Source organism: Paenibacillus sp. FSL H7-0942, assembly GCF_045040715.1.
In the GTDB taxonomy this organism is placed as follows: domain Bacteria; phylum Bacillota; class Bacilli; order Paenibacillales; family Paenibacillaceae; genus Paenibacillus; species Paenibacillus amylolyticus.
The window spans coordinates 2686552-2699618 of record NZ_CP150279.1 but is presented as its reverse complement, the minus strand read 5'-3'; the positions used below and the strand labels follow the sequence as shown (position 1 = coordinate 2699618).

Genomic DNA, 13067 nt, shown 5'->3' with positions numbered 1-13067 from the left:
TCATTTCATTCGATCCACTTAATGCAGTGATTTCGAGGATACTCGCCGCCCGCTAAGAAGTCGCTGGAACAAAATAAAAACAAACAGCATCAGGCCAATCACAATCTTGGTCCACCATGAGCTGAGCGTACCTTCGAAGCTAATTATAGTTTGGATAGCCCCCTGGATCAATACACCAATAAAGGTTCCCGCCACATACCCTACACCACCTGTTAACAAGGTGCCTCCTATTACAACAGCCGCGATGGTATCGAGTTCAAGACCCATGGCGTGTAATCCATAACCGGATAACATATAGAAGGTAAAGACAACACCGGCAAGCGCGGAGCACAAACCGCTGAACGTGTACACCAGGATTTTGGTACGTGCAACCGGCAGTCCCATGAGCAGCGCGGATTGCTCGCTTCCGCCGATGGCGTAAACGTTGCGCCCGAACCGGGTGTAATGTGCCAGGTAGATCGCGAGTAGTACAATGACCAGAGCAATTATCACATTAATGGAGACAAAGCTGCCCCCTGGCAGAGAAATTTTCGCCTGCGCAACCTGTGTGTAAAATGGATTCGTAATGGTAATGGTGTCGAGACTGATGACATAACACAGCCCCCGCGCCAAAAACATGCCTGCAAGTGTCACGATGAAAGGCTGAATTTTAAAATAGTGGATGATCGCCCCCATGACTGTGCCAAACAACGCACCCATGACAAGCACCATAGGTATAACGATCGCAGGCGACCACCCTTGCTTCTCGACCAGACTTGCGCTAATGATGGTCGTCAACGCAATGACAGAACCTACCGACAGGTCGATTCCTCCCGATACAATCACAAAAGTCATGCCAATTGCCGTGATAATCAGAAATGCGTTATCAATGAGAAGATTAAGCAGTACCTGTGTGGAAAAGAACCCCGTATACCGGAAAGAGCCTATAGCAAACATCACGGCCAGCAAACCGAAGGTGACAAAGACGGGGAGATACTTACGATTAAGAAACATGGCGGTTAACCCCCTGTTCGGCTGGAAACTTCCGTTTTTTCCAACGGATCACCATGGAATTGCGGAATGAATCGGATTGAATCAAACATACGGCCAGTACAACAAAAGCTTTGACAACCAACGTAACTTCTGGCGGGACTCCAATCATATAGATCGTCGTTGTTAAGGTTTGGATAATGAGTGCTCCAACGACGGTACCCATTAGATAGTAACGACCACCATTGAGCGAAGTACCCCCGATGACTACAGCAAGAATGGCATCGAGTTCATACCACAGACCTGCGTTATTTCCATCCGCACTGGATACATTCGAGCTGAGAATAAGCCCGGCAATGCCGGCACACAGACCACAGAAGACATATACCGTGAGAATAACTGTTTTTGAACGAATACCTGCCAGTTGGCTCGCGTTTGCGTTACTTCCGACCGATTCGATAAACAGTCCAAGTGCCGTTTTTCTCGTCAGCAATGAGGCAACAAGCAGCACAGTTAATACGATGAAGATGGAAAAAGGCAATGCTGCAAGCGAACCTGCCCCGATATAGGCATAGTTCGCGTTGGATACAGTAATAATCTGTCCACTCGTAATCAATTGTGCAATCCCACGTCCAGCTACCATCAGAATAAGCGTTGCAATAATGGGTTGGATTCGGGCAACCGAAACCAACGCCCCGTTCCATATGCCCAAGATCAGTGAGAGACCTATAGATAATCCAAGTGCACCCAACATAAGCCAGAGCGAACTCTGATCCACTCCTCTGCTGATGCTCATACAAGCCACGGCACCGGAGATCGCTACAATGGAGCCCACGGACAAATCGATACCTCCGGTCGCAATCACCAGTGTCATGCCGATCGATACCAGAATTAAAGGCGCTCCAAAATTGAGAATATCAATCAAGCTGCCATACAGATTCCCTTCACGCATGACGAGGGAGAAGAAATCCGGAGAGTACAGCAAATTAAAGATTAAAAGTAAACCAAGCATACATAACGGCCAAAACAAATGATGTTTACGCATCTTGCCCGCCATCTCTTTAACCTCCTGCCATTGCTTTCATGATTTGCTGTTGATGGATCTGATCCCCGCTAAGTTCTTGCACTTTTTTGCGGTCCCGGATTACGGCAATCCGGTGGCTGACACGAATCACTTCTTCCAGCTCGGACGAAATGAACAGCACGGCCATGCCCTGCTTCGACAGAGAGAGCACCAACTTCTGTATCTCAGTCTTGGCACCGATATCAATTCCACGCGTAGGTTCATCGAGAATCAACAGATCGGGGTTCATCAGCAGCCACCGTGCAAGCAACACCTTTTGCTGATTACCGCCGCTCAGATTTTTAATTAAATGCTCCGGATTTTTCGGATGGATATTTAACAGGTTGATGTACTTTTCGGCGATCTCATCCTGTTTCTTGCGTGAGATGGGTTTGGACCAGCCTCGTGTCGCTTGTAAAGCCAGAATAATGTTCTCCCGAATGGTCAAATCATCGATTATGCCTTCGGTTTTACGGTTCTCGGAGCAAAAAGCAATATTCTGATCAATTGCATGACGCGGCGACTTAACCGTACTTCCTGTATCTACAACGAGCAGCTTGCCTACATCTGAACGATCTGCACCAAAGAAAAGGCGAGCGATCTCAGTACGACCAGACCCCAATAACCCAGCCAAGCCCACGACTTCTCCCTTGCGAATGTCCAGATCAAAAGGCTCAATTGCTCCTTTGCGTCCAAGTGCCTTAGCGGTAATTAACAGTTCTCCCGACTCCGCCTGGGCAACATCCGCTTCCTTCGGAAGCTCCTCAAGCACCTCGAGCTCCTTGCCGATCATCTTGAGCACCAGTTCCATGCGTGGAAGTTCTGCGGCTATGTACTCTCCTTCCAATTCCCCGTTACGGAGCACCGTTAGACGATCCGACATTTCGTATACCTGATCAAGAAAATGAGTAACAAAAAGAATTGCGAGACCTTCACTCTTTAATTTGTGCATAATACGAAACAGTTGCTGAACCTCGTTTTTGTCCAGACTGGATGTGGGTTCATCCAATATGAGCACTTTTGCCGAGATGCTGAGTGCTCTTGCAATTGCAATCAGTTGTTGCATCGCGACCGAGTAAGTCTGTAAAGGAGCCTTAACGTCGATGGACAGATGTAATCTGTCTCGCAGAAGGTTCTCCGCATCTTTGTTCATTTGCTTCCAATTGATTTTGCCAAATCGCATCGGCTCCCGCCCGATGAAAATATTCTCAGCGACCGTTAAGTTTGGACAAAGATTGACCTCTTGATAAACGGTACTGATTCCCGCCTTTTGCGCTTCAAGCGGACCGGAGATCGAAAGATGCCGCTTATCCATGGTTACCGTTCCTTCATCAATGGAATAAACGCCAGTCAGAACTTTAATAAGCGTCGACTTCCCCGCTCCATTCTCACCCATCAAGGCATGAATCTCGCCCGGAAACAAGCGAAAGCTGACGCTGGATAGCGCTTTAACCCCGGGAAATTGTTTAGTGATGCCTGTCATTTGCAAAATGGGTGCTTGCTCGGCCATATAACCCTCTCCTTTGTTATGGAAAAAAGTCATTTAGCGACAGCCTGGTCGAAAAATGACTTTTCGGTGTTATACGAATCTGCTTTTAATATTCACGTGTTGGCAATGCTTCTTTGGCTTGCTCCGATGTGAAGGTCGTCTCATCCGTAACGATTCGGGGTTCGATGTCTTTCCCGTCCACTACCGATTGAACCGCTTCCATTAATTGAGGTCCTAACAACGGATTACATTCAACGATAAAGTTGATTTTGCCATCAGCAGCAGCCTGCATCCCATCCTTCACGGCATCCACAGAGATAATTGTAATATCTACGCCTGGTTTCAATCCTGCCGCTTCAATGGCCTGAATTGCCCCAAGTGCCATATCGTCATTATGTGCATAGAGAACATCTATTTTTTTATGTGCTTTGAGGAAAGCTTGCATGACTTCTTTGCCTTTGGCACGTGTAAAGTCACCCGATTGTGAAGCAATCACTTTAAGCTTCGAATTGGAAGCAATCAATTCCATAAAGCCCTCTTGACGGTCATTCGCTGGTGCGGAGCCTGTTGTACCCTGCAGCTCAACAATGTTGATCTCGTCTTGTGTGTCTTTGTATTGGTCACTAAGCCACTGACCTGCTTTGCGTCCTTCTTCTACAAAGTCGGAGCCAATAAAGGTTTTGTAGAGGGTTTTATCCGGCGAATCCACAGCACGGTCCGTCAGTATCACGGGAATGCCTGCATCCTTCGCTTCCTTCAATACGGTATCCCAACCGGATTCTACAACAGGGGAAAAAGCAATCACCGTCACCTTCTGTTGTATGAAGGATCGCAAAGCTTTGATTTGATTTTCCTGCTTCTGCTGCGCATCGGAGAATTTCAAATCATAACCTGCTTCTTTGGCTGAATCCTGAATCGACTTGGTATTCGCCGAACGCCAGCCACTCTCTGCACCAACCTGCGAAAAACCAAGCGTAATTGTTTTGGCGCTGGCAGGTGTACTGCCATTCCCACTCGTTGAAGTTTCATTATCGGAGCCTGCTCCTCCATTCGTACTGCTACATGCCGTGCTGACCAGCATCACCATAGCCAATGTTATGGCAAGTCCCCACTTTTTTTTGGTTCGCATGTTGTGATCCTCCCTTTTTTCGTTTCACCTTGTGGTGTGACCACATTATAGAACGCTTTCATTCCAAGCTTATATGGAGTCTCATACTTTATTTATGTAATAATTTAGTAATTTCAAAAAATGGAGTTTAAAAAGTGTAATTTCTTTGTTTAATTGTGTAGTATTTAGAGATTCTCTTACATATTAGAAAATCATGTTATACTAATGATACATTTTTGATCCCTTCAGATGGAGTGGAATACGTTGAAACTCATTCAATGGATTGCTTCAAGCCTCAGGCTTAAATTACTCAGCATGTTTATTATCCTCAGTTTAGTGCCACTGATCGTGGTTGGATTGATTTCTTACCACAAATCCTATACGGTCGTATCCAATCATAACAAGGCCTCGACACAGCTGGTTGCCGACCAACTTGCCAGGAACATTGACATCTTGTTTGAGGATACGGAACGGCTGCTCGAACTGGGCAAGAACCCGCAAGTGCTTCAATACTTGTATTCTCAATCGGAGTCCTACCCGGAAGCCAAAGCCATCCTTCAGACATACAATCTTTATCGGGAAACCTACAAGTATGACAAGGTACTTAATATCTCGTTCGTGAATTTCTATGGAAAAGGCATAAGTGAACGAAAAGGCGTGTTCAAGCTGGAACGAAATCCGCTGCGTAACCCGTACTTCAAGTATCTAATACAGTATCCGGATGCCATTCTGCGCATCCCTCATTCTGCAGCCTATGCGGAATATAACAGGCTGGATGGGTTTGCTTACCCTAAACAGAATGCGCTTTCAATTATAACCACGGTCAAAGAGCGAATTACACATGAGGTCATCGGGTTCATAGTGATTGATTTGAATGATTCATTCATTGATGATTTTTTGACGAATACCCCCATTAAGGATTCCGGTTTTTTCTATATTAGTGATCAATACGGAAATACACTCTTCAGGCCGGATGTCACCCCGGCATCCATAACCATGATGGATCAGATCCGATCGGTCCCTTTACATTTACAGCACGACAGCTTTATCCTGTCTGCAGGATCCAAGCCCCAGTTTGTTGTATACAGCACCTCAAAACAGACCGGATGGAAAATGATCGGGGTAGCTCCTTATCAGGAAATCATTGCAGAGGCCAATAGCATTCGCCAATTGATCATCATTACGGTTTTGTTAAGTGCTTTCTTTGCGATATCGTTATATTTTTTCCTGAATAACCGACTGATTCTTCCCATCCGGATTCTGATGAACAAGATGCGTAAAGCTGCAAACGGTTACTTAGAAGCCAAAGTCACACCACACGGCTCGGACGAAATTGCTGATCTGGGCAAAAGCTTCAATGTGATGCTGGATAAGCTCAAAACACTAATCGAAAAGAGCATTCGAGAGAATGAACAGGTGAAAATAGCTGAACTACGTACGCTGCAAGCTCAGATCAACCCTCATTTCCTGTATAACACGTTGGAATCTATTCTATGGATGGCTGAAGCAGAGAAAAAAGAAAATGTAATCAAACTTGTGCAAGCCCTCTCGAAGTTCTTTCGTTTGAGTCTGAACAAAGGATTCGACTGGGTATCCATTCAAACCGAGCTTGAACATGCGCGGAGTTACTTGGTCATTCAACAGATGAGGTACCACGATATTCTCACCTACGAGATCAGCGTTGATCGTGAGCTTCAGGATTATCCCATTTTGAAAATGACGCTGCAGCCCCTGATTGAAAACGCGCTCTACCATGGGATCAAGAACAAACGCGGTCAAGGGCTAATATCCATACACGGATATGTAGAGGACAATAGCATCATTCTCACCGTACAAGACAACGGAATTGGCATGTCTGCGGATCGATTGGCACAATTACGTGAAGAACTGGAGAAGCCGGCCGGTTCCCGTTCACCCCAAGATGACGAGCAGGAAGGCGGATTTGGTCTGCTCAATGTACATCACCGGATTCGACTCTATTTCGGACCAGCTTATGGCGTTGAAATGGAAAGTACCTATATGGAAGGCAGCACATTTATGATTCGTATCCCCAAAAGCAAGGAGGTTAACCGTTGAAAAAGGTGATGATCGTGGATGACGAAATTGGAATTCGGGAGAATATACGGAGCTGCATCGATTGGGAAAAGGAAGGTTTTCACTATTGTGGGGATGCACCCGACGGCGAGCTTGCGTTACCTTTAATTCATGAATGGGCTCCGGATATTCTGATTACGGATATCAAAATGCCATTTATGAACGGATTGGAACTGACCTCCATCGTTCGCACTCAACAACCTGATATCAAAATCATTATCATGAGCGGTCATGATGAATTCAGCTATGCCCAGGAGGCTATCCGACTTGGTGTGACCGAGTACTGTCTAAAGCCCATTAGTGCAGCAGAGCTAATCCAAATGCTTCATAAGGTCAGCAAACAAATGGATGAAGAACATCAACGCATGACAAACCGAACGATCACCAAAGAAAAACTGCTGGCCGATCTGTGCGGAGGACTCATAGGTACAACCGATGCGATTGAATCAGCCAAACAACTCTCACTTCCACTCTCGGCCCGGTATTATACAATTGTCATTATCGACGTTCGATTAACAGATGACTCCCGGGACCCGGAATCCCTGATGAAGAAGTTGCTTCCCATACTGGAGGAAACTCGTGATCCCCACGTCGAACTTCTTCCTTATATTCGAAGCCGGACCGAGTTGGTGCTTCTGCTCAAGTATCACTCCGATGACAGCATATCCGTATATCTGGAGCAGCTTCGCGGGCGGGTTCGTATGGAACTTGAGCATACGTTCAAATGTAATATTATTCTGGGCATTGGCAGTCAACAGGAGCGGCTGCAAGGAATTCATGTCTCGTATCTGGAAGCGGAGGAGGATAAATATATTAATCGACTCACCCTTCAGAACAGAGCTTCTCTACATGACATTAACCTGGATGAGCAAACGACTCTTTTTCTCGACAGGAATTCGTTTCTTGAATTTCTCAAAATCGGCAGCCCCAATCTGCGTGACCATTTTGTGCAAGAGTTTGCCACTCCATTACAGTCCTTCGACTGGAAGTCCTCCTCGTATGGCTTCTATCTGTTGAATGATCTTACGCTGGAGTCGTTTCGGCTCGCGAATCAGTTGTTCCGCATGAGTGACCATTCGGATGAGAACATTACTTCCCTGCAAAAGACGATTCGGAAGATTACGTGCTGGGAGGATTGTACCCAATATCTGTGTTCCCTGCTTAACCTGTTATGGCAGAGAAGAGCAGCGTGCTCTGGAAAATACAGTGATGTCATTGATCAGGTGAAAGCCTATGTATCCCGTGAATACAATAACGAACAGATCTCGTTGAAGATGATTTCTGCACACGTCAGAATCAGTCCAAGTCATCTAAGCAAGATTTTCAGTCAGGAAACTGGTCAAACGATAACGGAGTATCTAACCCAGATTCGAATCGGCAAAGCCAAGGAGCTGCTGAAAACAACCAACAACAAAACCTTTGAGATTGCTTACAAAGTTGGTTACAATGACTCTCACTATTTTTCTAATATATTCAAGAAAACAACCGGTTTTACGCCAAGAGAATACCGAACTCAAGGAACCGAGGAATCGCAGGCCAGACCATCAGATATGAGAAAAGAGTCAATGTATGAATAAAGCCAGATTTGCACTTTTACTTACACTAAGCCTTCTGTTCCCGATGATCGTTTCATCCGGTTCGGCACACATTCGCCCACAGCAGATGGCTGCAATACTTCCTGCGACTTCACCTGTAGAGAAATCTGCAGCGAGCAAAACTTTCGGTATTATTTATCCAATGACGTATCCAACCTATGAGATGATCACGAAGGATGCAACGGAGTATGCAGGGAAACACAATATTACATTAATTGTAAACGCACCTGATGAAGCCAATACCGAACAACAGATCCGTATCATGGAGAATATGATCAAACAGCATGTGGACGGGATAGCTATATCTCCTGTGGATGCTGCTGCACTTACACCGGTTATTGATGCAGCCCAAGCTGCAGGTATTCCTGTCATTACATTTGAGTCGGATGTCCCATCCAGTCATCGAATCGCTTATGTGGGCGCCGATAACTATCGCACTGGCCAGCAGTTCGCGATGACGACTACAAGACTTCTGCATAATCAAGGCATGATTCTTGTCGAGAATGGTTTGGAGGAGATGCAAGGTTTGCAGCAGCGGCTTAATGGATTCATTGATTACATCCGCAGTGAAACAGACATCGAGATCTTGGAAGTTCGTTATCATCAAGGGAATGAAGATCAAGCCATGTCCGATATGGAGAACATGATTCAGGCTCACCCTCACTTCAATGCAATTATCGGGCTCGATTTTGTTTCTGTCTCTGCCTCTACCCTGATCTGGAAAGCAAAAGGCCTTAACCGGCATTTAATCGCGTTCGGTGATAGCCCGACTAGTGAAAACGGGTTGCTCAACGGTCAATTGTCTGCCGTTATTTCGCAGAATGAAGGAGTCTGGGGTGCCAAAATGATGGAGACCCTGTTACTCGCTAGCGACAGTGTGCCTGTGAAGGAATTTATTGATACGGGGATCATTGAAATAAATCAGAAAGAAAGCAATTAAGGGGATGTCCGCCTGTCATTCTGATGACAGGCGGACATCCCCTTTTAATTTTCGTACACGTAGTTATTTCTACCCTTTACGGTTTAGCTTCATAATGATCCGATCCAGGATGAACCCCACTCCGCCCCAAAACATCAAATGGAACAAGTATATTAACGGCCTGAACAATGAGTTCGTCTCTGGATTTGTATTTATCTTGGTCAACCAGTCATTCAGCAACGGATTTATAGGATTCGTTAGGTAAATCAGAATATTCTTATCATCATTTCCTGATAGATTAATGAAACATACGGTTAGCGAGAAAATAACAAACCAAAAAGTCAGCTTTTTCAGTATGCTCAGCATGACGAGTGGGAGAACCTCCTCTCAAGTATGATGATCGCTTTTGATAAGCTATTTTTTCCATTCATTTTCTAATATGCTCATTTCGATTAGATTCCAGAATGTATCTTCATATCTTCTCGCATCACGAATAAGTCCCTCTTGTACAAAGCCCGCTTTTTCATAACATCGGATGGCTGAGACATTAAAATCAAATACGCCCAGACTGATCCGGTGCAACTTCTCCTCTTCAAATCCAATTCGAAGTGCCACATCGATCATTTGCTTCCCATAACCTTTACCCTGATACGGCTCGCCAAGTAGCACCTTACCGATACGCCCTGAACGATTATATCGATCGATACCGCCAAGAGCAATATGACCCACAATCTCCTGAGTTGATTCATCCATCACTTTATAAATGAACTTATTTGAAGTGTTCTTATCATTGGCACCCTGCAAATAATCCGATAGTTGCTCTCTGGAAAGTGGATATTGGAACTGAGGGCCGGCCCACTGGAGCAAAAATGCTTCATCCCCACTCCATTCGATCAGTTGATCAAAATCTTCCGGTTCAAAGTATTGGAATGTAATCATGTATATCCGCCCTTTCTTTTTTATGTCATATCATAACCTATTTCAGTTCTCTTGTGTCGTCATAATTATGAGTTTCATCAAACGCTCTGTTTCTTATATTCATTTCATGAATGTAGTTTCTGACAACATTCATTGTACTAATTAAACAGATAACTCCACCCAAAATGCATATCGCGCCTATCCAATAATTCAGTACAAAATTCACTTGATAATCACTCGGAGTATAGCTGCCAGCTGCTGCTGACTGGAATGCTGCATACCCTAGCTTAGGAATCACCTCTTCAATCATTTTCGAGATTGTAATAATCACAATTCCCAGCATGATAAAGAGTAATGAGAAAATAATGTGTATATGCTTCAAAGACAAGCTACCTCCTTTACAATCCAAATCGCGTGTGTTTTGGCACTACTTGCATCTTAGAAGCCGAACGACTTCGCTATCAATCAGCCCTTCACTTACGCTGTGAAAACCAAATGATTCATACAGATTTCCGGCGATACCATTTTCCGGCCTGTGTCCAATCATGATGCGTTTGCAATTCAGCGATTCTTTCATTAGATCAATCAACTTCCTAAGCGCTTCTCTTCCATAACCTCTGCCCTGATATTTTGTATCTATCATTAGAGCAAGAAGCCAGTAGTTATCCTCATGATCGGGCTTATCTGAGTACACAGCAAAACCAACCAGATCCGAATCATAATAGATGGCCATGGGTCGAAAATCGGTCACGACCTTGGATTCAGCAATCCAATATACAACTGGCGCGGGAAAACTTTTTCTCTGCTCTTCAGTTACATCCAGTTGGGTGCAAGCATACCAATTATCCACCGACACACGTTTTAAATGAATCATAGTTTGAAATTCCTCCTAGTGAAAATTACACAGAGGAATCCCTCGATACCCTTCCCTGGGTCCTCTGCGCTAGACAAAAACACCTCTTGCAACTTCATTTCTTCTACTCAGATTTGTATTGTTTCTCATATCACATCACTCCTCTCACGTATATTTCAGCGTTTCAACGAAATTTCACGATTAAGACTTGTTAAAGCTCGCTTGCAGTGTCCATTCTAATCTGCGGAGCCATTCCCTATGTACATCTGGATGAGCATTCTTGATTCGGTTCATGATCTGTATTACTTTGGATGTGGAATATGCCCGAATTAGATCATTTGTTACATCAATATTTGTACGTTCTGTATATGCATTTAAGAAGACTTCTGACAGATCCTTTGCCATGTGAGGGTAATGAAGATGCACAAACCAGACCACCCATGCGATATCAAACAACGGATTGCCTCATCCTGCCCACTCCCAGTCCAAAATGAACATTGAATCGTTGGATAACATGACATTATGTGGTCCGTAATCTCCGTGAATCAGAGTTTGCTCCCCATGATCGGAAATGTCCAACACTTCTTTTACCATGCTTTTGATTCCGGAGGGTACAAACTCAAGTTCCTCCACATCATTAGCGGACTTCGTTTTGACTGGCAGCTCTGCTTCGCAGTCACCTCGTTTGATTGTGTGCACGTCTCTGGCGAGATATATACCAAGTTGCTCATAAATTTTCCTGCCTTGGTCACGTCCATCTTGATCCAGCAGCCTCTGTGCGTTTATTCCTGGAACATAATCCATCATAACAAACAGCCAGTTTTCTTTTTCAAAGCAATCATGCACTCGCGGAGTCACGCCAGAATGATTTAACAACCTTAGCGCGCTTATTTCTGTCCTTGCATCTGTATTTTCTACATGATAGATTTTAGCAATCATCTGCGGATCAGTTCCCTCAAGTAAAAGGGTCGTATTGGTATAACCACCTGTTAGTTTAACAATGTTCACATTCGGAAATCTGTTTAACAAGATGTCATGGTTCACTTCATGCATTCCTTCTTTCTTAGTCCTTGAAGTTCAGTCCTCTTTTAGACAACCTCAAACCTAATCTTCGATCTCTGAAAGCATAGGGCTATGTTTAATCAGTTCAGCGATTTCAAAAGATTTATTGGCACCTAACACTTCCCTAACAGCTTCCACCCCCTCTGACTTCCAGACCGAACAGACATATTTAGAAAAAGCATACCCATTCAAAGCATATCCATTGTCCTGTAGCCGTCTGAATAACCCCACACTTTCCTCTACCTTTTCAATATCTGTCAAAATACATGCCAGATTGTTCATCGCGATGTGAACATCTCTCTGTGAGTTACTGGATGAATTCAATTGTCTCCAGCTACCTACAACTTCCTAATTTTTTATTTGATCTAATGCTGACCAGTCGATCTTGTTTATCAAATTCAGCGTTTCATCCAGAAGCAGATTTACTTCTCTAACCTCCCCAACATTATGCAGATAGGCCAGACGCTGTTTGTTGTATGTAATTCGGGCAAAAAGAATATTGGACCATGTCTCATCTTCTTGTATGAGCTGATTCATATTTTCAAGCACACTGTCCATTTCACTGTATCTCTCCAAAACCCAATGCGAACCACCCAAAGCCCGATGGCTCTCGAATCGAACACCTCGGTTGGTATCCAACTTCGGGGCATGATCGCAAGCATATTGGTACCAATCCATCCAATGATCAAAGTAGTTCCCCAGAGATAATGACAACGCTTGTGTCGAATCCGAAACGATCCAGTGTAACTGCTCCGGGGCGAGGTTTTTTCTCCCCCATTCGAAGAATTCCCGGTGATTGGCATAAAGCGGTTCCGGCTCTCTTAACAAGGCATAACCATCTGAAATATTCCAGTAGACCCAGCCTTGTTCATGGACAGACAATTTCCTGGATTGTTCGAAGTTTTTCAGTAACTCAATCATACCCTGATGATCCCCTCGAACTACAAATTCCTGAAAAGATTGAACGATATTCATCCCCATCCTCCGTCCCTAATTA

13 protein-coding genes are annotated in these 13067 nt (G+C 44.5%); 3 read left to right on the top strand and 10 right to left on the bottom strand.

Annotated features, from left to right (window positions below; all coding sequences use genetic code 11):
• Positions 1–18 precede the first annotated feature (18 nt).
• The 4 genes from yjfF to MHI48_RS12305 form a co-directional block, all read right to left on the bottom strand.
• Positions 19–993 (bottom strand): galactofuranose ABC transporter, permease protein YjfF, encoded by a 975-nt coding sequence (gene yjfF, locus MHI48_RS12320; protein WP_017689006.1) that lies wholly within the window; start codon positions 991–993, stop codon positions 19–21.
• Positions 983–2026, bottom strand: a complete 1044-nt coding sequence (locus MHI48_RS12315; protein WP_083677275.1) for an ABC transporter permease — start codon at positions 2024–2026, stop codon at positions 983–985. Before MHI48_RS12315 ends, yjfF begins: the two co-directional genes overlap by 11 nt.
• Positions 2027–2030: 4 nt before the next feature.
• The gene (locus tag MHI48_RS12310) at positions 2031–3542 is read right to left on the bottom strand and encodes a sugar ABC transporter ATP-binding protein (protein WP_076326770.1); all 1512 of its coding nucleotides are present in this window, start codon (positions 3540–3542) and stop codon (positions 2031–2033) included.
• A gap of 85 nt (positions 3543–3627) precedes the next feature.
• Positions 3628–4650: an ABC transporter substrate-binding protein gene (locus MHI48_RS12305; RefSeq protein ID WP_017689009.1), complete on the bottom strand. Its 1023-nt coding sequence runs from the start codon at positions 4648–4650 to the stop codon at positions 3628–3630.
• Between the two features lie 243 nt (positions 4651–4893).
• Between MHI48_RS12305 and MHI48_RS12300 the strand changes: the two genes are divergently transcribed.
• The 3 genes from MHI48_RS12300 to MHI48_RS12290 are packed head-to-tail and all read left to right on the top strand — an operon-like array spanning position 4894 to position 9258.
• On the top strand, positions 4894–6705 hold the full coding sequence (locus MHI48_RS12300; protein WP_076326771.1) for a sensor histidine kinase: 1812 nt from the start codon (positions 4894–4896) through the stop codon (positions 6703–6705).
• 5 nt (positions 6706–6710) lie between these two features.
• Positions 6711–8300: a response regulator gene (locus tag MHI48_RS12295; protein WP_245838001.1), complete on the top strand. Its 1590-nt coding sequence runs from the start codon at positions 6711–6713 to the stop codon at positions 8298–8300.
• On the top strand, positions 8293–9258 hold the full coding sequence (locus MHI48_RS12290; protein WP_076326773.1) for a substrate-binding domain-containing protein: 966 nt from the start codon (positions 8293–8295) through the stop codon (positions 9256–9258). Before MHI48_RS12295 ends, MHI48_RS12290 begins: the two co-directional genes overlap by 8 nt.
• A gap of 393 nt (positions 9259–9651) precedes the next feature.
• Here the strand turns inward: MHI48_RS12290 and MHI48_RS12285 are convergent, their stop codons facing one another.
• The 6 genes from MHI48_RS12285 to MHI48_RS12260 all read right to left on the bottom strand — a co-directional run bounded on the left by MHI48_RS12285 (position 9652) and on the right by MHI48_RS12260 (position 13045).
• Positions 9652–10176 (bottom strand): GNAT family N-acetyltransferase, encoded by a 525-nt coding sequence (locus MHI48_RS12285; RefSeq protein ID WP_076326775.1) that lies wholly within the window; start codon positions 10174–10176, stop codon positions 9652–9654.
• A gap of 37 nt (positions 10177–10213) precedes the next feature.
• Positions 10214–10537 (bottom strand): hypothetical protein, encoded by a 324-nt coding sequence (locus MHI48_RS12280; protein ID WP_100528755.1) that lies wholly within the window; start codon positions 10535–10537, stop codon positions 10214–10216.
• Positions 10538–10582: 45 nt separating this feature from the next.
• Positions 10583–11029, bottom strand: coding sequence for a GNAT family N-acetyltransferase (locus MHI48_RS12275; RefSeq protein ID WP_405144110.1), 447 nt, complete (start codon positions 11027–11029; stop codon positions 10583–10585).
• Positions 11030–11473: 444 nt separating this feature from the next.
• Complete coding sequence (locus tag MHI48_RS12270; RefSeq protein ID WP_405144108.1) at positions 11474–12037, bottom strand: phosphotransferase family protein; 564 nt, start codon at positions 12035–12037, stop codon at positions 11474–11476.
• Between the two features lie 75 nt (positions 12038–12112).
• Positions 12113–12394, bottom strand: a complete 282-nt coding sequence (locus MHI48_RS12265; protein WP_405144106.1) for a hypothetical protein — start codon at positions 12392–12394, stop codon at positions 12113–12115.
• Positions 12395–12418: 24 nt separating this feature from the next.
• Positions 12419–13045, bottom strand: a complete 627-nt coding sequence (locus tag MHI48_RS12260; RefSeq protein WP_076326781.1) for a hypothetical protein — start codon at positions 13043–13045, stop codon at positions 12419–12421.
• Positions 13046–13067 lie beyond the last annotated feature (22 nt).

Excerpts from the sequence above, each read along its gene's own strand:
- yjfF (WP_017689006.1), bottom strand. The coding sequence starts at position 993 with ATGTTTCTTAATCGTAAGTATCTCCCCGTCTTTGTCACCTTCGGTTTG.
- MHI48_RS12315 (WP_083677275.1), bottom strand. The coding sequence starts at position 2,026 with ATGGCGGGCAAGATGCGTAAACATCATTTGTTTTGGCCGTTATGTATG.
- MHI48_RS12310 (WP_076326770.1), bottom strand. The coding sequence starts at position 3,542 with ATGGCCGAGCAAGCACCCATTTTGCAAATGACAGGCATCACTAAACAA.
- MHI48_RS12305 (WP_017689009.1), bottom strand. The coding sequence starts at position 4,650 with ATGCGAACCAAAAAAAAGTGGGGACTTGCCATAACATTGGCTATGGTG.
- MHI48_RS12290 (WP_076326773.1), top strand. The coding sequence starts at position 8,293 with ATGAATAAAGCCAGATTTGCACTTTTACTTACACTAAGCCTTCTGTTC.
- MHI48_RS12285 (WP_076326775.1), bottom strand. The coding sequence starts at position 10,176 with ATGATTACATTCCAATACTTTGAACCGGAAGATTTTGATCAACTGATC.
- MHI48_RS12275 (WP_405144110.1), bottom strand. The coding sequence starts at position 11,029 with ATGATTCATTTAAAACGTGTGTCGGTGGATAATTGGTATGCTTGCACC.
- MHI48_RS12260 (WP_076326781.1), bottom strand. The coding sequence starts at position 13,045 with ATGAATATCGTTCAATCTTTTCAGGAATTTGTAGTTCGAGGGGATCAT.